Annotated in this window: 20 protein-coding genes; 8 read left to right on the forward strand and 12 right to left on the reverse strand. The window is 49.2% G+C overall.

Annotation, left to right across the window (positions count from 1 at the left end; all coding sequences use genetic code 11):
- The first annotated feature begins 9 nt into the window (after positions 1–9).
- The 6 genes from ACFQ45_RS04825 to znuB all read left to right on the forward strand — a co-directional run bounded on the left by ACFQ45_RS04825 (position 10) and on the right by znuB (position 4,403).
- Positions 10–642, forward strand: a complete 633-nt coding sequence (locus ACFQ45_RS04825; protein ID WP_377365848.1) for a LysE family translocator — start codon at positions 10–12, stop codon at positions 640–642.
- Between the two features lie 35 nt (positions 643–677).
- Positions 678–1,289: a MarC family protein gene (locus ACFQ45_RS04830; RefSeq protein ID WP_377365849.1), complete on the forward strand. Its 612-nt coding sequence runs from the start codon at positions 678–680 to the stop codon at positions 1,287–1,289.
- A 143-nt stretch (positions 1,290–1,432) separates the two neighbouring features.
- A complete protein-coding gene (locus tag ACFQ45_RS04835; RefSeq protein WP_377365850.1) occupies positions 1,433–2,320 on the forward strand; it encodes a nickel/cobalt transporter in 888 nt (295 codons plus the stop codon).
- On the forward strand, positions 2,320–2,811 hold the full coding sequence (locus tag ACFQ45_RS04840; protein WP_377365851.1) for a Fur family transcriptional regulator: 492 nt from the start codon (positions 2,320–2,322) through the stop codon (positions 2,809–2,811). Before ACFQ45_RS04835 ends, ACFQ45_RS04840 begins: the two co-directional genes overlap by 1 nt.
- Complete coding sequence (gene znuC / locus ACFQ45_RS04845) at positions 2,808–3,587, forward strand: zinc ABC transporter ATP-binding protein ZnuC (protein ID WP_377365852.1); 780 nt, start codon at positions 2,808–2,810, stop codon at positions 3,585–3,587. Before ACFQ45_RS04840 ends, znuC begins: the two co-directional genes overlap by 4 nt.
- Before the next feature lie 21 nt (positions 3,588–3,608).
- On the forward strand, positions 3,609–4,403 hold the full coding sequence (gene znuB / locus ACFQ45_RS04850) for a zinc ABC transporter permease subunit ZnuB (protein WP_377365853.1): 795 nt from the start codon (positions 3,609–3,611) through the stop codon (positions 4,401–4,403).
- A gap of 65 nt (positions 4,404–4,468) precedes the next feature.
- On the opposite strand, the gene ACFQ45_RS04855 is transcribed toward znuB, so the two are convergent.
- The 7 genes from ACFQ45_RS04855 to ACFQ45_RS04885 form a co-directional block, all read right to left on the reverse strand.
- Positions 4,469–4,936 (reverse strand): DoxX family protein, encoded by a 468-nt coding sequence (locus ACFQ45_RS04855; RefSeq protein WP_377365854.1) that lies wholly within the window; start codon positions 4,934–4,936, stop codon positions 4,469–4,471.
- Complete coding sequence (locus ACFQ45_RS04860; protein ID WP_377365855.1) at positions 4,930–5,715, reverse strand: HvfC/BufC family peptide modification chaperone; 786 nt, start codon at positions 5,713–5,715, stop codon at positions 4,930–4,932. Before ACFQ45_RS04860 ends, ACFQ45_RS04855 begins: the two co-directional genes overlap by 7 nt.
- A complete protein-coding gene (gene bufB, locus ACFQ45_RS04865; protein WP_377365856.1) occupies positions 5,699–6,604 on the reverse strand; it encodes an MNIO family bufferin maturase in 906 nt (301 codons plus the stop codon). Before bufB ends, ACFQ45_RS04860 begins: the two co-directional genes overlap by 17 nt.
- A 10-nt stretch (positions 6,605–6,614) precedes the next feature.
- Positions 6,615–6,890, reverse strand: coding sequence for a BufA1 family periplasmic bufferin-type metallophore (locus tag ACFQ45_RS04870; protein ID WP_377365857.1), 276 nt, complete (start codon positions 6,888–6,890; stop codon positions 6,615–6,617).
- Positions 6,891–7,027: 137 nt separating this feature from the next.
- Positions 7,028–7,237 carry a zf-HC2 domain-containing protein gene (locus ACFQ45_RS04875; protein ID WP_377365858.1) on the reverse strand — a complete coding sequence of 70 codons (210 nt, stop codon included), beginning with the start codon at positions 7,235–7,237 and terminating at the stop codon, positions 7,028–7,030.
- Complete coding sequence (locus ACFQ45_RS04880; RefSeq protein ID WP_377365859.1) at positions 7,234–7,860, reverse strand: RNA polymerase factor sigma-70; 627 nt, start codon at positions 7,858–7,860, stop codon at positions 7,234–7,236. Before ACFQ45_RS04880 ends, ACFQ45_RS04875 begins: the two co-directional genes overlap by 4 nt.
- A 128-nt stretch (positions 7,861–7,988) precedes the next feature.
- Positions 7,989–8,540, reverse strand: a complete 552-nt coding sequence (locus ACFQ45_RS04885) for a gamma carbonic anhydrase family protein (RefSeq protein WP_377365860.1) — start codon at positions 8,538–8,540, stop codon at positions 7,989–7,991.
- A gap of 171 nt (positions 8,541–8,711) precedes the next feature.
- Between ACFQ45_RS04885 and prlC the strand changes: the two genes are divergently transcribed.
- On the forward strand, positions 8,712–10,742 hold the full coding sequence (prlC, locus tag ACFQ45_RS04890; protein ID WP_377365861.1) for an oligopeptidase A: 2,031 nt from the start codon (positions 8,712–8,714) through the stop codon (positions 10,740–10,742).
- Between the two features lie 10 nt (positions 10,743–10,752).
- Positions 10,753–11,013, forward strand: coding sequence for a YheV family putative zinc ribbon protein (locus ACFQ45_RS04895; protein WP_377365862.1), 261 nt, complete (start codon positions 10,753–10,755; stop codon positions 11,011–11,013).
- Positions 11,014–11,041: 28 nt separating this feature from the next.
- Here the strand turns inward: ACFQ45_RS04895 and ACFQ45_RS04900 are convergent, their stop codons facing one another.
- From ACFQ45_RS04900 to ACFQ45_RS04920, 5 genes are all read right to left on the reverse strand, one after another.
- Complete coding sequence (locus tag ACFQ45_RS04900) at positions 11,042–11,578, reverse strand: DUF3750 domain-containing protein (protein ID WP_377365863.1); 537 nt, start codon at positions 11,576–11,578, stop codon at positions 11,042–11,044.
- Positions 11,579–11,658: 80 nt separating this feature from the next.
- Complete coding sequence (locus ACFQ45_RS04905; RefSeq protein ID WP_377365864.1) at positions 11,659–12,297, reverse strand: NAD(P)H-dependent oxidoreductase; 639 nt, start codon at positions 12,295–12,297, stop codon at positions 11,659–11,661.
- 136 nt (positions 12,298–12,433) lie between these two features.
- On the reverse strand, positions 12,434–14,359 hold the full coding sequence (locus tag ACFQ45_RS04910) for a putative bifunctional diguanylate cyclase/phosphodiesterase (RefSeq protein ID WP_377365865.1): 1,926 nt from the start codon (positions 14,357–14,359) through the stop codon (positions 12,434–12,436).
- A 70-nt stretch (positions 14,360–14,429) separates the two neighbouring features.
- Positions 14,430–17,465, reverse strand: coding sequence for an ATP-binding protein (locus tag ACFQ45_RS04915; protein ID WP_377365866.1), 3,036 nt, complete (start codon positions 17,463–17,465; stop codon positions 14,430–14,432).
- A complete protein-coding gene (locus tag ACFQ45_RS04920; protein ID WP_377365867.1) occupies positions 17,447–19,276 on the reverse strand; it encodes a two-component system response regulator in 1,830 nt (609 codons plus the stop codon). The genes ACFQ45_RS04915 and ACFQ45_RS04920 overlap by 19 nt, the downstream gene beginning before the upstream one ends.
- Positions 19,277–19,365: the final 89 nt, after the last annotated feature.

Consider the following 19,365-nt stretch of genomic DNA (forward strand, 5'->3'; position numbering starts at 1 on the left):
GTCAGCAGCGTGTTAGAGCATTTTCAGTGGTTACCCTTTTTGTTGGCGATTTCTGTGCTGACTATGAGTCCCGGTGTGGATACCTTGTTGGTGCTGCGTAACTCTGCGGTAGCGGGTTGGCGTGTTGGCTTTGTGTGTAGTTTGGGGATTTGTCTGGGCTTGTTTGCCCATGCGACGATTTCAGCTCTGGGCTTGTCGGTGATCCTGCTAGGCTCGGCGACTCTGTTTACCGCTTTTAAGATGGCGGGGGCTTTGTATCTGGCTTATTTAGGGATTCAAGCATTGCGTAGCGCTTGGCGACCAAAAGGTCTGACATTGCATGTACCAGAAGGTCGTAAGGTAACCGCTGGTAGCGCGTTTCGTCAGGGCATCCTATCAAATGTACTGAATCCAAAAACCATCGTGTTTTACATGGCGTTTTTGCCACAGTTTATCGACCCAGCCCATTCGGCTGTGGCGCAATCTCTGTTTATGGCCGCACTGCACTTTATCATAGCGATGGTGTGGCAAACGTTTCTTGCCGTGATGGTTCATCGCGCGCGAGTTTGGCTGGCGCGACCAAAAGTGGCGCAAGTCTTGGACGGCATCACTGGCGTATTGCTGGTGGGCTTTGGCGTTAAATTAGCACTGACACAACGCTGATCGTGTTATGAGGTGCTTGTTGAGTATTCACCTTCATGAGTTTATTGATCTCTACTTGGATTAAGTTCTTTTTCCTTTTCGCACCGTTTTTCGTGTTGTCGATGTTTTTGGCGTTGACCCGTGGCGAAGCGCCACAGGCACGCAAGAGCGTTGCCAACAAAGCGATTATTGCGGCGTTAGCTATTTCCCTAGTGTTGATGTTTTTTGGCAGTGCCTTGTTTGAAGTGTTGGGCATTACCTTGGATTCGTTCCGCATTGGCTCTGGGATTTTGTTGTTTATGTCTGCCATTAGTTTGGTGCGGGACGGGACTCGAAATCATGCGACAGGCATGCCCAACGAGGAACGGGACGATGTCTCTGTGGTGCCCTTGGCGGTACCCACCATCATAGGCCCTGCCACCATAGGTACGATTCTGGTCTATGGTGCTGAGTTTCAGGGCTGGGATCTGGTCATCGGCGTGCTGGGGTTAGTGGGAGCTTTGCTCACCTTGGGCGTGATTTTGTACTCGGGTTCTTTGATCGAAAAATTGTTAGGCCGTACTGGCTTAAACATCTTATCTAAGATTACTGGCTTGATCTTGGCGGCCATGGCGGCACAGATTTTTATGGGTGGCGTGATGGGGTTTTTGCACCCAGTTGCTCCTTAAAGCAATTGCCACGGCTTCTCGTTTTCAAGGGAAGCCGGAATTCACTTCTCTTTACGCCTTTTGAGGGTCAAAGTCCTTCAAGGGGCGTGTCACTTGTTATAACATAACAGCCTAAAATTTATTCAATGGGAGTAGTCGTCCTAATGGGTCGATGGATACTAGTAGCTTTGTTGCTGTTATCGGGTAGTGCTTGGGCGTCTGGCCAAGTGGAAGTGTTCGAAATCAGTCGCTGGATGATGGAGCAACAACGGGATTTTCACCGGGAGTTGGCGCGCTTAGTACAGACGTTGGCCCGTGAAGAAGATCCGTTTTTGATCGGCAGTTTGTTGGTGGCCAGTTTCTTGTATGGGATTTTCCACGCAGCGGGACCGGGCCATGGCAAGGCGGTAATTGCATCCTACATGCTGGCGACCAAAGCCCCTTCGATGAAAGGTATTAAGTTATCTTTTGTTTCGGCCATGATCCAAGGTTTGGTGGCGATTGCTTTGGTGTTTATGTTGTCCCAAGTCTTTACCTTGGCGGGTATTATTACTGAGACGACTCGAGTGCTGGAAATCGCTTCTTATGTGGCCATTGGTCTGATTGGGGTGTGGATGTTGTGGCGTTTGGCCTGGGGCAAGTCAAGCTGTGGCCACGATCACAGCCACGATCACAGCTGCTGTGACCATGATCATGCCCATGAGCATCATCAAGACCAGCAAGTCGCGAAGCGCAGTACTTGGGCCATGGTGTCTGCCATTGGCATTCGACCTTGTTCTGGGGCGGTCTTGGTGCTTTTGTTCGCCACCAGTACCGGCATTATGTTTTGGGGGATGTTAGCGGTAGTCGCTATGTCCCTAGGGACGGCGATCACCGTTTCTATTTTAGCGATTGTCAGTGTGGCATTGCGCGATGCCAGCGTAGGACTGACACCAAGCGTTTGGCGCACACGTATGACCCGTTTACTGGGCATGGTGGCGGCTCTGGCGTTAATTTTTATTAGTGTTGCTATGATTTACAGCGACCTACAAGTAGCAGGACGGGCATTCTAATGACCGAAGACAATCATTCTCACGACCATAGCCACAATCACAATGTGTGCATTGAGCAAGCCTTGGAAACCGCCGAGACGGTTTGTACCCAACAAGGTCAGCGCTTAACTAAGGTGCGCCGTCGAGCCTTGGAGCTGATTTGGCAAAGCCATCGCCCGCTCGGGGCTTATCAATTATTGGCAAAACTTGCGGAAGAAGGTTTTAACTCTGCGCCGCCAACCGTCTACCGAGCGTTAGACTTTTTGTTGGCGGCGGGGCTGATTCACAAGGTGGAGTCTATGAATGCTTACCTTGGTTGTGCCCATGCGGACAAGCCCCACAAAGGCTATTTCCTGATCTGTGATGAGTGCCACAATGTGGCGGAATTCGATTATCAGGACATCCACAGTGCGTTGATCAATAAAGCCAAAGAGCAGGGCTTTCAACTGCGTGCCGAAACCATTGAGCTGACGGGACTGTGTGCAAACTGCCAGCAGGAGAGCGCCCAATGAGTACCTGCTTGGCCGAGCTAAAAGACATCGGCATTCGCTTTGGTGACCGTCAGCTGTTGAGCAATATTAATATGCCTCTGCATCGTGGTGAGATTGTTACCCTGATCGGCCCAAATGGCAGTGGCAAAAGTACCCTGATTCGTACCTTGCTGGGATTACAAACCCCCACCAGTGGCGAAGTGGTGCGACACAGTGAGCTGCGCATCGGCTACATGCCCCAGAAGCTGCATATTGATCCCACTTTGCCCCTGACGGTGAAGCACTTTTTGGGCTTGGTGCGCGGCGTGGATAAGCGTGAGATCCGCCCAACCCTTGAGAAAATCGGGATTCCTCATTTAGAAAACTCCCAAGTACAGGTCTTGTCTGGTGGTGAGACGCAACGCTTGTTGCTGGCTCGCGCCTTGTTAAATCGTCCCAATTTATTGGTGTTGGATGAGCCGGTCCAAGGGGTGGATGTGAATGGTCAGGTGGAGCTGTATAACCTCATTGCCAGTATTCGTGATGAGCTGAATTGCGGCGTTTTGATGATTTCCCATGATTTGCATTTGGTGATGGCGCAAACAGACACTGTGGTATGCATTAATCAGCATGTGTGTTGTTCTGGCTCGCCGCAACATGTGAAAGGCCACCCAGCCTATCAGGCACTGTTTGGTGTGCCCGGGGCGGCAGAATCCATTGCCATTTATGCCCACAGCCATGACCACGTTCATGATGACAGTGGTGAAGTGGTCGAAGAAGGCCATGTGCACAGTGCTAGCTGTCAGCATCACCATTAATCCCAAGTAGAGTAGAAAGAAATGTTAGAACTGTTGATACGGGCTTTGTTAGGCGGTCTTGGGGTCGCAGCAGTGGCCGGTCCTTTGGGAGCGTTTGTGGTGTGGCGCCGCATGGCGTATTTCGGTGACACCTTGGCCCATTCGGCGTTATTAGGGGTTGCTCTTGGCTTCTTGTTAAACATCAATTTGAATTTAGCCATTGTGGTGCTCTGTGTTGGCTTGGCGCTGGTGCTGGTGACGCTACAAAAGAAACACATCATTGCTACGGACACCTTACTGGGGATTTTGGCCCACTCGTCTTTGTCGTTAGGCTTAGTGGCGGTGAGCTTTTTGGACCATGTACGCATTGATTTGATGGCCTATTTGTTTGGTGATTTATTGGCCATCGGGCAAACGGATTTGTATTGGATCTTTGGTGGTGGGGCGCTGGTAATGGCCTTGTTAGTGATTTTTTGGAAGCCCCTTTTAGCGGTGACGGTCAATGAAGAGCTGGCGAAGGTAGAAGGCTACCCAGTAGAAACCATTCGCCTGTTGCTGATGCTATTGGTGGCTTTGGTAATTGCTGTGGCGATGAAGATCGTCGGTGTGCTCTTGATTACCTCGTTAATGATTATTCCTGCTGCGACGGCTCGCCGCTTGTCTAACACGCCCGTGCAGATGGCGACCATGGCGGGGGTATTAGGCTGCTTGTCCGTGTGTGGCGGCTTGTGGGCTTCTTACCATTGGGATACGCCAACGGGCCCAAGTGTGGTGGTGTGTGCGGCTTTCCTATTCTTAGTGGCGTATACCTTGCCGTTCATGAAGGCGCGCAGTTAATGCTGGATCCTTCCTAGGTGAAGACGATTTTAAAAGGGCCTGCTCTAAAAAGCAGGCCCTTTTTGTTAGTGGTGACGCCAACCTTCCAAAGACAGTTTGCCCGGCCCCCGTTGCATGATGAAGAGCGCTATAGCGGCCCAAGAAGCATGGAGTACGTAGGCTTCTGGGTAGACAAATGTTTGAATCACCAAGGTCATCAGCATTAGGCCAAAGGCGCTTAGACGTGTCCCTACACCTAACAGCAACATGATCGGTAAAAGATGCTCCGCTGTGGTGGCGAGATAGGTTGCCCAAGTGGCCGGAATCAGCGGTAGGGCGTACTCGTATTCAAATAAAAAGAAGCTGGTGTCTTTGATGCTCGGCCAGCCAAATTCGAAGGTTCCGGTCAAAGGGTTTAGGGCGAATCCTTCTATCTTGGTTTGCCCTGAGAGCCAAAAGACCGCCGCCAAAGCAAAGCGCGCTAGTAATAACACCAAGGATTCAGGAATGTGGCGAAAAACTTGTTCCGGTAGTTTGTTTATAAGGCTCAGCATAAAGGCTCCTTGGATTCTTTAATGGCCGTGAACATCTGCCATGTCATCAGCTTTGCTAGGGTTTGGCCGAGATCAAAATCTTCCTGTGAGGGCAAAGCTCGGCTCAAGCTGGGGTGAGTCTGTAGGGCTTCCACAAAGGCAAATTCGGCTTCAGTGAGTACATAGACCTGACCGTATAGGCCACGCTTGGTGAACAATAAGCACTCAGCTTGGTGAATATCGATCTGTTCTAACGTAGGGAGCACTTGATATTTATTCGTTTGGTGGGCGAGAAACAGAGAGCCCACCCTATACCCTGTGCGCAGCAGGGTGCACAGGGGGCTGAGATGTAACTCAAGTCGCTCTGGGTGTTGCACCTGACTCAAGCTTTGTTGTGCGGCTTCCAAGCTCAATGTGGCCGGCTCGGCGGCATGAGTCAGCTGAAGTAATCGGTATTCTAGGTCGCACAGCTCGGCTAAGTAGGGTAAGGACTGAGCGGGAAAGAAGTGTGTGACAAACTCGCTAAACTCATCCCCATAACAGGTTAACACTGGGGATTTAGGCGGGTGGCGTTCCACAAATTGCCGCCCCATGGCGTTAAAGAAATCCTCGCCGACCACTTGTTTGCAGACAGGGAAAATGTCTCCAAGGGCGGTCATGAGGGACACAAACACATTGTTGCGGTAGATGTTTAAACGTTGATTGCGCTCGGAGTTATCTTGTCCCTGAATGTCCTCTAGGAGCCTGTTCCGCTGTTCTGGGTTGGGGGCAAACAAGGCTTGGCTAAATTGCTTTTGCATGGGGAGCCTCCATGACTAACCGGCGAATCTGGTTGGCTTGTTCCGCTTCCTGTAATAGGACGTCTAAAGCAGGGAAGTTTCCGTCTCGTTCGATTAAAGTGGGGCAATCGCCAATCTGTTGCAGCACATACTGATACAGGTGCCAGACTTCTGCCGCGACCGGTTGGTCATGGGAGTCGATTTTTAGCTGGGTAGCGTCTGCCACATCTAGACTATGGCCTGCTAAATGGATCTGCTTTACTGCGTTTAACGGAAAGTGTGCCAAGTAGTCCAGTGGGGAACGACCATGGTTAAAGCAGGATACTTCTACATTGTTCACATCTAAGAGCAAACCACAGCCAGTGCGTTGTACCAGCTCGGCGATAAAGTCTTGTTCTGGCATCACACTGGAACAAAACTCGAAATAAGTAGACGGGTTTTCGATCAGCATTGGGCGTTTGAGCCGCTCTTGTACTTGATGAACGTGTTCGCATAGGGCCGTTAGGCGGACTTCTGAGTAAGGCACAGGGAGCAGGTCATTGTAGAAGCTCTGCCCGTGGGTCGACCAAGCCAGATGTTCAGAAAAGACCGCCGGCTCGATGCGCTCTACCAGTTGCGCCACACGCTCTAAATGATCAAGGTTGAGGGGCTCGTTCCCGCCCAAAGATAACCCCACGCCGTGAATACTCACCTCATACAGGGCACGAATTTTGTCCAGATAATAGGGCGCAGGGCCGCCAGCGCTGAGGTAGTTTTCCGCGTGGATTTCAAAGAACCCAATGTTAGGGCGCTCCGCTAAGATCTGCTCATAGTAAGCGGGTTTAAGGCTGATGCCAGTACGTTGGGAAAAGCCCGAGGGTAGTGGGCTACCCTCGGTATGCATCCCACGTTGGGTGCTTGTTATGGTCATGGGGGAACCCTTAGAAGGCTTCCAGTTTGCCGTGACCGCTTGGGGATTTCGGTGAAGGCATGTCCATGCAAGTACCTGCTGGTACCAGTTTCCATGCGTTACCTTGGTAATCCATAGTGGAAGTGCCAGCACAAGAGGTGCCTGGGCCCGCCGCACAATCGTTTTGGCCCGCTAGGGCAACACCGTAGCATTTTTCTTTACTGGCAGCCTGAGCTGGCATCGAAACCGCAGACAGAGCCACCGCAGTACCAAGTGCTAGAGCAAGAGAAGCGTTTTTAGTAGACATGATCTGGATCCTCCAAAGGAAACGTTTTTGTTAGTTACCTTCGTTTGACGGGGGAGGGGTTGGCTTCTTACAGGGGCGGTGAAAAAAACTGAATATTTTTTCACCGCCCGCCAGATTAGGGGGATTTTGAGAGGTATTTAACGGTCTTTTGGAGTCTGATCTTCACTGTCTCCAGTTTGACTCACATAGCGTTGGCTCACATCCCGTAAGATCAGCATATGTTTGCCAAACTGACGACAAGCGGGACACATGGCCGTATGAATGCCCAGATTAACCTTTTCTTTTTTCGACAATGGTCGGTCGAGTTTTTCGGACAGTAATTGTGTGGCTTCGATGCAGCGAATCATGTTGTTGTCTCCTCTTGAAACCAGTTGTTCTCAAGGCATTCACGTAAGCGCAGGCGCGCTCTGAATAACGTAGTGTTTAAGTTGCTGACGCTTATGTCTTCGTTGTCACAGATCTCATTGGTGTCCAACTCGAGGAATTCTCGCATCATAAAAAAGCGACTGTATTTTGCCGGCAGAGCATCGAGGCAGGCATCGAAGATGCGCCAGAAATGCTGACTTTCAATGCCATGGTCTGGCTCATCCCACTTTTGTGGGCGTTCGTGCTTTTGCCAATGTCCATTATCGGTAAACAACTCTTCGAGAAGGGCTTCACCATTACTGTTACGGCCTTCTTCTAGAGAGCTGGCATTGGTATAGCGCTTCTCCTTGCGCAAAATATCAATCAGCTTGTTTTTTAAAATGGCGAACACCCACGTCTTTAGAGCTGCTTGTCGGTTAAAGCGTTCAATATTTTGATAGGCGGAGAGCATGGCGTCTTGCACTGCATCTTCAGCGATGGCTTCGTTACGTACTTGTAACAGGGCAAATTTAAACATTTGCTGGCGCAGACCTTCCATAAAGACGGTGTCCTGGAAGATGTATCCGTTGCTGGGTTCGGTGGAGCGAGATAGGGCTTGTGTCATGTTAAATCTCGGCTTGTCGTAAACGTTAATTAGCAATGTAGCCAACTAGACGTCTCAAGCCGAGTATTTATTACACTTTGCGGCAGAAAAAATTTAAAAAAAGTTAAGCGCCTTAAAGTTATCGAATATTACTCGCTTGGTGACGAGGTGTTCGCTGCTTCAGCTAGGTACTCGTCTTTTAGCTTCACGTAATTTAAGCCAGCGTATTGGAAGTATTCGATTTCTTTTTCGCTTAAAGGACGTGCTTGTTTTACGGGAGAGCCCATGTACAGATAGCCGGACTCCAAGCGCTTACCCGGAGGCACTAACGAGCCTGCACCTATGATGACTTCGTCTTCGATCACGGCACCGTCTAGGATGGTGGTGCCCATTCCCACTAACACTTTATTACCAATGGTGCAGCCGTGGAGCATGGCCATGTGCCCGACGGTCACATCGTCGCCAATGTGAAGTGGGTGGCCCTCTGGCTTATAACTGCTGGCATGGGTAATGTGTAAGCAGGAATTGTCTTGAATGCTGGTGCGTTGGCCAATACGAATGCGGTGCATGTCACCACGAATGGCTACCAAAGGCCAAACTGAGCTGTCGTCACCTATTTCAATGTCGCCAATCAGGACTGCACTGTCGTCAACCCAGACCCGTTGCCCCAGTTTTGGCGTGTGACCGCGAAACGTTTTCATAACCATTTTGACTCGACCTTAGCACTCAAGGTGCAGCATTAATGAAAGCTATGGAAGTGATCGACGCAACACCATTGAAAAAGCGCCAAGACCACATATCTTATATGTCAGTACTAAAATTTTTGACGAGGTGCTAGAGCATCTCGCTGACGCAAAAAAGGATAACACGATATGACACAATCCGTATGGGATGCCACAAGCTTGCCTGAGTTTTCCAAGGTTGAACCGGCTAACATCGCCAAAGACCTTGAAGCTCTATTAGAAAAGAACCGTGCAGACATCGAAGCGGTAGTGGCGAAAAATAGCGCCCCGACGTGGGCTAGCCTAGTGACGCCATTGGATGAGATTCATGACCGTCTAGGACACTTCTGGTCACCCGTGAGTCATTTGAACTCAGTACAAAATACCCCTGAGATTCGTGAAGCCTACAATGCGTGTTTGCCAAAATTGAGCGAGTATTACACGGAGCTGGGACAAAATAAGGCGCTCTATGAAGCCTACAAAGCCCTAGCGGAAAGTGAAGAAGCCAAAACCTTAACCCCAGCGCAAACGGAAGCACTAACGCAAACGATCCGCGACTTTGAATTATCCGGTGTGGGTCTAGAAGGTGATGCTAAAAAACGCTATGGGGAGATCAGCTCACGCTTGTCTGAGTTAAGCAGTCAGTTTGGTGAAAACGTACTGGATGCTACCCGCGCTTGGAGCAAGTTAATTACCGATGAAAGTGAACTGGAAGGTCTGCCAGAATCCGCCTTGGCCCAAGCGAAGCAAATGGCAGAAGCGAAAGAGCAGGAAGGTTGGTTATTTACCTTGGACATTCCGTCCTACCTGCCGGTGTTAAGTTACGCGGACAACCAAGCCCTGCGAGAAGAAATGTACACGGCCTACGCCACCCGTGCGTCAGAGCAAAGCAATGAGGGTAAGTTTGATAATGCGCCATTGATTGATGAGATTCTCGCGTTACGCCATGAAATGGCAAAGATCTTAGGCTTTGATAACTACGCTGAGTTGTCAGTCGCCACGAAAATGGCTGAAAACGGCCAGCAGGTTATCGACTTTTTGAATGACCTAGCGGTGAAATCTAAACCGTCTGCTGAAGCGGATCTTGCGGATCTAAAAGCCTTCGCCAAAGCGGAGCATGGTGTAGAGGAATTGAACTCTTGGGACGTGGGCTACTACGCGGAAAAACTGCGTGAGAAGAAATACGCTATTTCTCAAGAAGTGCTGCGCCCTTACTTTCCGATCAACAAGGTGACCTCTGGTTTGTTCTACACAGCGCAAACCCTGTTTGGTGTGGACATTCGTGAAGAGTCTGACTTTGACACTTACCACAAAGACGTGAAGCTGTTTACCATCTCTAAAGATGGGGAAGACATTGCGCGCTTCTTCCTAGACCCTTATGCCCGTGAAGGTAAACGTGGTGGTGCTTGGATGGATGAGTGTCGCGTGCGCCGCCGTTTAGACGATGGTCGTTTGCAGCTACCAGTTGCCTACCTAGTGTGTAACTTCACGCCACCGATTGGTGATAAGCCTGCGCTGCTTACCCACGATGAAGTGACCACCTTGTTCCACGAGTTTGGCCATGGTCTGCACCACATGCTGACTCAAGTGGAAGTGTCTTCCGTATCTGGTATCAATGGTGTGGCGTGGGACGCCGTAGAGTTGCCAAGTCAGTTTATGGAAAACTGGTGCTGGCAGCCAGAAGCCCTAGCACACATTGCAGGACACCATGAAACGGGTGAGCCACTGCCTCAGGATCTGTTGGATAAAATGCTGGCTGCGATGAACTTCCAGTCGGGCATGCAGATGGTGCGCCAGCTTGAGTTCTCCTTGTTTGATTTCCGTTTGCACCGTGAATACCAGACGGGCATCAAGGCGCAGGAGATCTTAGACGATGTGCGTAGCCAAGTGGCGGTGACCATTCCGCCAGCGTTTAACCGTTTCCAAAACAGCTTCTCGCACATTTTTGCTGGGGGCTACGCGGCGGGTTACTACAGCTACAAATGGGCGGAAGTATTATCTGCGGATGCGTTTTCTAAATTTGAAGAAGATGGCATCTTCAACACTGAAACCGGTGCTCACTTCCGTGATACCATATTGGCAAATGGTGGTTCACGCCCCGCTGCGGAATTGTTTGAAGCGTTCCGTGGTCGTGAGCCAAGTGTCGATGCGCTGCTACGCCACAGTGGTATTGCAGCTTAAGAGGTAGGTGATGACGACCAAACGTTTTATTGCGGGGGCCGTGTGCCCTCGCTGTAATGAGATGGATAAGATTCGCGCATGGCGTGATGATGAGGCAGAAAAGCAGTTTCGTGAGTGTGTGTCTTGTGGCTATACCGATGAGCAATCCACCGTGGTGCAAGCTCAGCCCCAAGAAATCCCCACTCGTGTGAACCAGCCTCATTCTGCTGCGCCAGAAGTGGAATCTGTGGTAATTAACTTTATCCCAAACCCAGGCGACACCAAGCATTAAGCTTGGTGTTTTGCCTCCTTCCTAGTGCCTAGTCAGCGTAACCGCTGCCGATGGCGCGAAACGGCATATCTAGCTCTAGTTCAGGTACTTGCAAACCAACCCAAGCGGGGAAGGTGTTGCTGTTTGGTCCCGGAAAGACTGTGTACTCATCGGCCCATGGGTAATGGGCGATGGCGTCTTCGATCTTTGGAATGATTTGAGCCGCACGTTCACCGGTAATGGATTGAATCTTTTCCGGACGCGCTCCAAACCAGTATCGATCCGGTGTGGCGGTAGTATAAGAGTAGAGCGCTGGTTGCCCCCGTTCGACACGCCAGCCAACCACTTCATGAACCTTGTACTCAGACGCACCAGCTTCTTTGGTGGCGATCCATGTGTGAATGGCGAACCAGCCGCGCCAGCTAAAGGCGTCCGCACCATAGACTTCTACCACGGCTTCAGGCTCTTGCGCAGGATTTGGAGCTATGCCCGCTGGCTCACGGCTGGCGGTACGCCAATCTGAATTAGAAGAGCAGGCACTGAGCAGAGCGGCCAGTGCAGTGAGTGGAAGCAGTCGTTTCATCATGGTGTGATCCTTTTTGTCAGTCATTAACCCCTAGACAAGCAGGGGCTCAAAAAGAGCCCCTGTTATCGTTTGTTACGCGATTAATCCACGTTTCGGATGAAGTCTTCTTTGGCGCGGCGAACTTTCTTCAGGTTCACTAGCCAGTCGCCTTCCTCTGCTCGATAACCCAAAGGTAGGATGATCACGGAGCGTAGGCCTTGCTCTTTTAGGCCAAGGATCTGGTCAACTTTCTCCGGATCAAAGCCTTCCATTGGTGTGCTGTCGACGCCTTCTTCAGCGGCTGCAATCAGAGCAGAGCCTAAGCCGATGTAAGCTTGGCGTGCCGCATGGGCGTAGTTCACTTCAGGGTCACGTGGAGGGTAAGTGTTAAGGATCATTTTGCGGTAAGCTTCCCAGCCTTCGTTGGTGAAGCCGCGCTCATCATTCACTAAGTCGAACATCATGTTGATGCGATCTTCGGTGTAGTTGTCCCAAGCAGCGAAAACCAGTAGGTGAGAGCCGTCTAGGATTTGCTGCTGGTTCCAAGCGTGGGGCATGATTTGCTCGCGGATGTCTTTGTTGGTGACCACAAACACTTCGTAAGGTTGTAGGCCACTAGAGCTAGCAGATAGTCGGATGGCTTCAAGAATGCGGTCAACCTTTTCTTGTGGAACAGATTTGTTGGCATCCATTTTTTTGGCGGCATAGCGCCAGTTCAGTAGATCGATAGTATTAGACATAACAAAACTCGTAATTTGTGGATAGATACCCACTAAATTAAGTCATTTTCGTCGAACTTCAAGGCAACCTTTGGGGATGAATTGCGTAAACTGATCTGCTTCTTTGTTATATCTCTAGGGCAAGTTAGGACTATCTTTAACTTGCCTGAATGTTGAGATGCTCCACCATTTCTTCTTCTGTCACCGGGTGAAGGAAGAGATAGCCCTGCAAATAATCGATGCCCATGTCCGTGAGGATTTGTTTTTGTTCCTCGGTCTCAACCCCTTCGGCCACTACTTGATAGCCAAAAGAGGAGGCAATTTGAGATACCGCTTCGACGATGGCGCGACCTCCTTGATCCATAGTCCAGATAAAGGTTCGATCGATTTTAACCAGATCCACGTCGAATTCTTGCATCACAGATAAAGAGGAGTACCCGGTGCCAAAGTCATCAATGGAGACCTCAATGCCCACTTTTTTGAGGCGAGAGATGTTCTCAATGAGTCGGTGTTTGTCGTGGGCAAATAGAGACTCTGTGATTTCTAAGTGCAAGTTTTCAGGTCTGAAACCTGTCCGCTCTAGGGTGGCTTTCACATCCTCTGGAAAGTTTTCATCCAGTAATTGTTGGATGGAAACGTTAACGCAGACAGACAAATCCGGTACCAGTTGTTGCAAACGTTTGCCTGCCATACAGGCTTCACCGAGCACCCAAAGGCCAATGGGTTTAATAAAACCGTACTGTTCGGCAATGTTAATGAATTCATCCGGTGGGATGTATTCATTATCTAGACGCCAGCGCAATAGGGCTTCCACGGCGGCGATGCGGTTGGTCTTGGCTTCCAGAATCGGTTGAAAAACGAGAAACAGTTCGTGGCGATGGATGGCGTTTTCAAGATGATCACGCAGGCGGATTTCCCGCAGTAATTGCTCCCGTAGGGATTCATCAAAGATGCCAACGCCACCTTTTTGGGCGCGCTTTTGATGGTACATGGCCATGTCTGCGCGCTGTATCAGGCGTTCGTGATCATTGCCATGGGCTGGGTAATACGATACCCCTATGGTGGCACCAATGGAGAGTTTAGAACCATCCATTAGATAGGGTTCGGAAATGGTTTCTATGAGCTTTTGGGCATTTTCGATCACTTGATCGTTTTGTTCCAGTGCTAACAGAAACTCATCACCGCCCCAGCGGCAGACTAGGTCGCTCGCATGGCTGCTCTGAAGAATACGTTTACCAGCTTCTCGAATCACATGATCTCCGATTTCATGACCGAGGGAGTCATTAATGGTTTTAAAACCATCTAAATCGATAAACAGGATTGCTTGCTTAATGTTGGGTTGGGTCAGCAATCGGTAATCCAGTTTTTCCACAAAGGCTTTACGGTTGTATAAGCCTGTCAGGGGATCAGAGTTGGAGAGAGAATAAATTTCTTTTGTCCGCTTAACGACCTCATGCTCCATATGAGCCAGTAAGTGATCGTTTTGATGCTTGAGGTGGATGGCCTTAGCCGTGAAACGGGCAGACTTATTAGCACTTAGAAGCATGATAATAGCGAACGTCAAAGCAAGTAGGCCGAGGGTGTTGTAAAACGGCTCATCGGCGAGAATTAAGGCGATGGTGAACGGAATGGTCAAAATGCTCGAATACAAAATCGATATTGTGCGGGAGCCAGAGAGTAGATTGGCTGCGCCCCCAGCGAAGGCAGAGAGGATGATACTGAACACAGCGACTTCGGGCACAGAGGCATGGGGAATCATATACAGGGCGTAACTCGCCCAAAACACGGCGGTTAATAGGATGCCAATGGTAAATCGGGCAAACGCTCGACCATATTCAAAGTCACTGGTTGAATGACGCACACGGCGGTAGTAGTACAACATGTCGATACCGCGCAACGCTAAGAGTGCACACATGCCCATCCACCAGCCAAACTGTAGTGTTCCTAAGCTCCCGCCATGGGGAAAGGCAAACACGAAAATGGTGGCGGCCAGAAAGGTACTCGCCAACCCCGTATTCATGTTGTAGTAGAGTAAGTCTACCGCGTCTTTTTGCTCAATATGTGAGAAATCTTTTGGTGGCATCGGGCGTCTTTAATCCATGTGAGAGCGACTTAGTACGGGTACCAAATGAAAAATAGAATTCTAATTCTAGTCAGTATAGGTCAACAGCCAAGGCTGCGTCGAAGTCGTAATGCTCTAAGCTTTGTTTAATTATATCTAACTTATTGGCAGCTATAGAGGTTTCTTGAAGTTTGTGGAGATAAAATAAGGCTTCATCTGCATCCCCTAGCTGGCAAGCATGGGTAAATCTGTCTACCAAGGCTTGCTCTTCGCTAGCAGTGATTTCAGTCATGGGGGGAAGACGATCGTCTTGGGTTCTGGACGGAAGTTCTTTAGTAGGGGGGGGAGACGCCAAGGTCATATTGAAGACTTTCTTAATCGCTCGGCATAATTGCTCTAGCTCCACTGGCTTTGGAACAAAATCAGAGAAGCCATTTTTTAGGTAGTAACGTTTTTCATGTTCAAAGCTGGAGGCGGTGACTGCCACCACTGGAATGTTAGCCAAGTGCTGTTGAGAGCGGATGTGATGAATGAGTGTTAAACCGTCCATATTTGGCATACGAATATCACTGAATACCATGTGAACAACGTCTGTCTTTTCTAATATGGCTAGGGCTTGTTCCCCATCCTCCGCCACAAGGGTATTAAAACCAATACGCCCCAAGATGTTCTTTAACAGGTCTCGGCTGAGTTCGTCGTCTTCAATGATTAAGGCAACTTTAGGTTCTTCTTCTGCTAAGCGCCAATTTTGGTTCCGCTGCGGTAGGCTGCCTTCCTTCTCTACTGTTAATTCCATTGGGATTTGGATCGTTACCGTGGTGCCTTGTCCTACCACACTGCTCAGATTAAAGCTGCCGCCCATGGCAGTCGCCAGTCTGCGTGATAAAACCAAGCCAAGCCCTGTACCACCGTTAATATTGCCACTGGTTCCTTGGCTAAAGGGTTGAAACAAGGTGTCCAGTTCATCTTGACTGATGCCTGGCCCAGTATCTGTCACTGTGGCAAGCAATTGGCCATTTTTGTATTCCACTTTGAACAGGACACTACCGGACTCGGTGAACTTGATGGCGTTATCAATGGCGTTAAGTAAGATCTGACCTAGTTTCGTGCGGTCCACTGTCACATGGTCTTGTTTGCTGAGTTTAATATCTTCTTTAAAAGCGAGGTCTTTGCTCTGGGCCCGTTGACGGTGAATAGCGAGTAGCTCTTCTAGTTCCTGGCGTAGAGAGACTTTTTCAGGGTTGAATTGCAGCTTACCTGCTTCAATTTTAGAGAGGTCAAGGATGTCGTTGATCAATCCCAGTAGACGGCGACCTGCTAGATGTACACGATTGATTTGACGGGATTCTTCTTCATTTAGGTGCTCACTTTGGGTGAGTATTTGTGAGTATCCTAAGATGGCATTTAATGGCGTGCGAATCTCATGGCTCATGTTTGCTAGGAATACTGTTTTACTTGTGTTCGCCTGATCCGCAAGGTGTTTGGCCTCTTGAAGCTCCTGTTGCAGCAGATATTGGTCGGTCATGTCTCGGGCAACCGAAAGTATGCCAATAACCTGACCTTGGTCGTCAATAAAGGGCACCCGCAAAATACTAAAATAAGTTTGGGCTGCATCTGTCGGAGACAGCCAGCTTTCAAAGTGGCAAGAATGTTTAAATTTGATCAGGGTGTCCTGCTGTTTTTGCCACGTTTCGAGTTGCTCTGGAGACAGGGTGTCAGAAACGCTTTGGTCACCAAAGTACCGGCGATAGGCTTTATTAGATATCTGATCTTGGGGCTCAAATAAGTCTAAAAATATCAGATCTGGAATGGCGTCAAAGAGCAATGCGATCAGCTTATCGGTGCGGCCTTTTTCTGCTTCGACCTGTTTACGATAAGAGATGTTTTCGAGTGTTCCTGCCAGATAGGGCTTACCAAAATCATTAATCGCACTGCCTTTTAACGCCAGCCAACAGGTGGTTTGGGTGTTTATACGAAACTCAATGTTGATCAAGCCATCTGCCGATAAACGGGCGTTGCGAAAGGCATTATAAACACGCTCCTGATCCTCAAGGGTGATCATTTCAATGAGTTCGTTTAAGGTCGTTGGCGCTGTTTTGCGTTCTGGGAGAATGTGGGTAAACCCTTCCGGTACATCGAGTCGAGCTGACTCCCGAGGCATCTTCCATTCCACCGCATTGATGGCGGCCAAGGCCGTTTCGAATCGTAGTTTATGTTGGCGTAAGGTAGAACGACTATGAATCCCGTAGGCAATCAAGCCAAGCAGAACTAAGATGACCACGATTAACCAGGCCACATAGGTCCAGTTTACCGTTTCGTAGGAGAAAAAGTCTGTGTTCTCCAGATACCAGCTTTCTGCAATCTGATAGCGTTGTTCCGGGGAAAGGGAGTTGATCCAGCGATTAAAGATCTCTACTAGCTCAGGCCAGTCTTTACGTACAGCGAATGCTAGGTAGGTTTCTACGTCGAGTTGTCCCCGTAGATGTAGGCCTGATTTTCCTAAAGCTGATAGCTGAAACTGCCCCAGTGCATAGGTTGAAACGAGGTAATTGAACTCTTTGTTCTCTAAGGCCTCAAGTCCCTCTTGAATGTTGTCCACTTCTACGAAGCTCACATCTGGGTAGCGCTCGTACAGTTCCCAAGTATAGCCGTAACCCTTAATTAGGCCGATCTTGGCATCACTCAGTTCGTTTATATCTGAAATGGGGACACCTACGGTGTTTGAAATCAGTACCAGATTGTTGGTGATATAGGACTTGGTAAACGTGTGGGTAGCGTAAAGGGTTGCACTGCCCAATACGTCAGAGATCACATCAGCATTGCCTTCTGAGGCCACATCTAAGCTTTCTTGCCAGGTGGCTGTCGGACGAAAAGCGATATTGATGCCAGTGTCTTGGGTAAACTTCTTTAAGAAGGAGGACACAATCCCTATGTATTGGCCGTCTTCGGTAAATGCTTCAAAAGGTAGCCAATTTGGGTCCCCCACAAAAATTATGTAGGGGTGATCGTCGATCCAAGCTTGTTCTTTAGGGGTGATTTGAAATGTTTTGCCTTGCGCACCCATGGATGTGAGTGCGAGCAATAAACCCGTGATTAAAAGAGAAAGTGTTAATCGGCATCGATGCATTCTTGAGTCCCAAGCAAGCACCTTTGAACGTTTTCCACGGTCATTTCTTCTGGTTTATGGAAATAATAGCCTTGGCCCCACTCGATGCCCATTTTGGTAAAGCGGGTGGCGAGAGCCTCGTTTTCCACAAACTCAGCAACACAGGGTTTCTTGAGTTTTTGAGCCACATCTTGGATAGACTGAACCATGGCCATGCTGGATTCGGAGTGTTCTACCTCTCTGGCAAACATGCCATCGATCTTAATGTAGTCAAAGGGGAACTCGCGCAGATAGCTGAAGCTCGAATAGCCGCTACCAAAGTCGTCTATGGCGATGCTACAGCCTAGCTCTTTTAGCTGTTGGAGGATGTTCGAGGTTTGGCTCACATGAATGATCTGTTCTGTCTCTGTCACCTCAAAGCAAATCTTCCGCGGATCTACTCGGTATTTAGATAGCACATCGCACACATAATCCACCAAATACTTATCTCGTAAAGTGGAAGGGGACAAGTTTAGGGACACATTATCGATGCGCTGGTAGAGGCTTGGGTTGTCAAATAAGAACTCCGCCACCTTGCGGATCATCCAACGGTCAATGTCAGCAATGAGTTGGTATCGCTCTGCGGCGTATAAAAAGGTGTCTGGAAACAGTAAGGTGCCTTGATCTGGTGCGTATAAACGAACTAAGGCTTCCAAACGCATGCCACTTTGTTTGGCACTTAAAGGATGAATCTGTTGGAAGAAGACGCGGAAATGGTCATGCTTGATACCATCGATCAAGCGTAATGCCCAGTTTTGTCGGCTGTCCTTTTTATTACAGTCGCTGACTAAATCACTGAGATAGCGAACACAGCGCCCGCCAGAGCGTTTAGCACTGTACATGACATCGTCCGCCAACATCAGTATCTGATCAAAGGAGGTGACGCTTTCATCAATCTTAACCACAGCAATAGTGGTGCCCACGTCAAAGCTGCGATCATCCCAAATGAACGTAAACCGTTCGAACTCGTTAAACAGTTGGTTGGCGAGAGAGGTGATGGCTTGCAGATCTTGGGTTGGGTACACCACCGCAAAGCTGTCGCCACTTAAACGTGCCACAAAAGCTTTATGGCCCAAAATAGTCGAGATCAGCTCGGCTGCTTCGCTGAGTAACTCATCACCTGCAATCAGACCGCAGCTCTCGTTCACAACTCGAAAACGGGACAAATCGATGGAAAGGTAATAAGAAGGGGTAAAAGATTCTGGGGGCTGACTGATGATATCAACCACATAAGATTCCAGTGCTGTGCGATTATAAGTGCGACTGACAAAATCGTGCTCAGCAAGATACTTTAAGCGATCCTGCATGTAGCGTCGTTCGTTAATTTCTTCACGCAATTGTTTGTTCGCCGTTACCAGCTCAGACGTACGCAGGCGAACACGTTCTTCTAACTCGGAATTTAAACTACGTAGTTGCTGTAGTAGTAAGTAGCGTTCTTTATGATGCTGAACACGGGCTGAGACTTCATCAGCATTGATCGGTTTAGTGATGTAGTCGTTGCCGCCGACAGAGAAGCCTTGGCTGATGTCATCGGTGCGGCCAGTGACGAAGATAATAGGGGTATCGGCAAAGCGTTCGTCTTTACGAAGCAAACGACATAGATCGAAGCCACTGATGCCCGGCATCATGACGTCGAGTAGAATAAGGTCTGGTGTGAGTTGCTCTAAAATAGTTAATGCGCGCTCCCCGGAGGTCGCAACGGACACCTTACATTCAAGGGGGGAGATCACCTTGCGTAGGATATCAATATTGTCGGGTACATCATCAACGATTAGAACCGTGAAAGCCTTCATCTTTACCCCTACTTACTTTCCATGCTTTTAGAATCGTTTATTTTTCACGCAAAGTCTAGTGTAAGTGAATCATCAAGTTTATTGGCAAA

The sequence above is a fragment of the Rhodanobacter aciditrophus genome, from assembly GCF_042679525.1.
Taxonomy (GTDB): domain Bacteria; phylum Pseudomonadota; class Gammaproteobacteria; order Pseudomonadales; family Marinomonadaceae; genus Marinomonas; species Marinomonas aciditrophus.

Excerpts from the sequence above, each read along its gene's own strand:
- ACFQ45_RS04875 (WP_377365858.1), bottom strand. The coding sequence starts at position 7,237 with ATGATTCGCTGCATCGAAGCCACACAATTACTGTCCGAAAAACTCGAC.
- znuC (WP_377365852.1), top strand. The coding sequence starts at position 2,808 with ATGAGTACCTGCTTGGCCGAGCTAAAAGACATCGGCATTCGCTTTGGT.
- ACFQ45_RS04885 (WP_377365860.1), bottom strand. The coding sequence starts at position 8,540 with ATGAAAACGTTTCGCGGTCACACGCCAAAACTGGGGCAACGGGTCTGG.
- ACFQ45_RS04915 (WP_377365866.1), bottom strand. The coding sequence starts at position 17,465 with ATGCATCGATGCCGATTAACACTTTCTCTTTTAATCACGGGTTTATTG.
- ACFQ45_RS04880 (WP_377365859.1), bottom strand. The coding sequence starts at position 7,860 with ATGACACAAGCCCTATCTCGCTCCACCGAACCCAGCAACGGATACATC.
- znuB (WP_377365853.1), top strand. The coding sequence starts at position 3,609 with ATGTTAGAACTGTTGATACGGGCTTTGTTAGGCGGTCTTGGGGTCGCA.
- ACFQ45_RS04870 (WP_377365857.1), bottom strand. The coding sequence starts at position 6,890 with ATGTCTACTAAAAACGCTTCTCTTGCTCTAGCACTTGGTACTGCGGTG.
- ACFQ45_RS04830 (WP_377365849.1), top strand. The coding sequence starts at position 678 with ATGAGTTTATTGATCTCTACTTGGATTAAGTTCTTTTTCCTTTTCGCA.
- ACFQ45_RS04840 (WP_377365851.1), top strand. The coding sequence starts at position 2,320 with ATGACCGAAGACAATCATTCTCACGACCATAGCCACAATCACAATGTG.
- bufB (WP_377365856.1), bottom strand. The coding sequence starts at position 6,604 with ATGACCATAACAAGCACCCAACGTGGGATGCATACCGAGGGTAGCCCA.
- ACFQ45_RS04905 (WP_377365864.1), bottom strand. The coding sequence starts at position 12,297 with ATGTCTAATACTATCGATCTACTGAACTGGCGCTATGCCGCCAAAAAA.
- prlC (WP_377365861.1), top strand. The coding sequence starts at position 8,712 with ATGACACAATCCGTATGGGATGCCACAAGCTTGCCTGAGTTTTCCAAG.
- ACFQ45_RS04855 (WP_377365854.1), bottom strand. The coding sequence starts at position 4,936 with ATGCTGAGCCTTATAAACAAACTACCGGAACAAGTTTTTCGCCACATT.
- ACFQ45_RS04920 (WP_377365867.1), bottom strand. The coding sequence starts at position 19,276 with ATGAAGGCTTTCACGGTTCTAATCGTTGATGATGTACCCGACAATATT.
- ACFQ45_RS04835 (WP_377365850.1), top strand. The coding sequence starts at position 1,433 with ATGGGTCGATGGATACTAGTAGCTTTGTTGCTGTTATCGGGTAGTGCT.
- ACFQ45_RS04895 (WP_377365862.1), top strand. The coding sequence starts at position 10,753 with ATGACGACCAAACGTTTTATTGCGGGGGCCGTGTGCCCTCGCTGTAAT.
- ACFQ45_RS04910 (WP_377365865.1), bottom strand. The coding sequence starts at position 14,359 with ATGCCACCAAAAGATTTCTCACATATTGAGCAAAAAGACGCGGTAGAC.
- ACFQ45_RS04860 (WP_377365855.1), bottom strand. The coding sequence starts at position 5,715 with ATGCAAAAGCAATTTAGCCAAGCCTTGTTTGCCCCCAACCCAGAACAG.
- ACFQ45_RS04900 (WP_377365863.1), bottom strand. The coding sequence starts at position 11,578 with ATGATGAAACGACTGCTTCCACTCACTGCACTGGCCGCTCTGCTCAGT.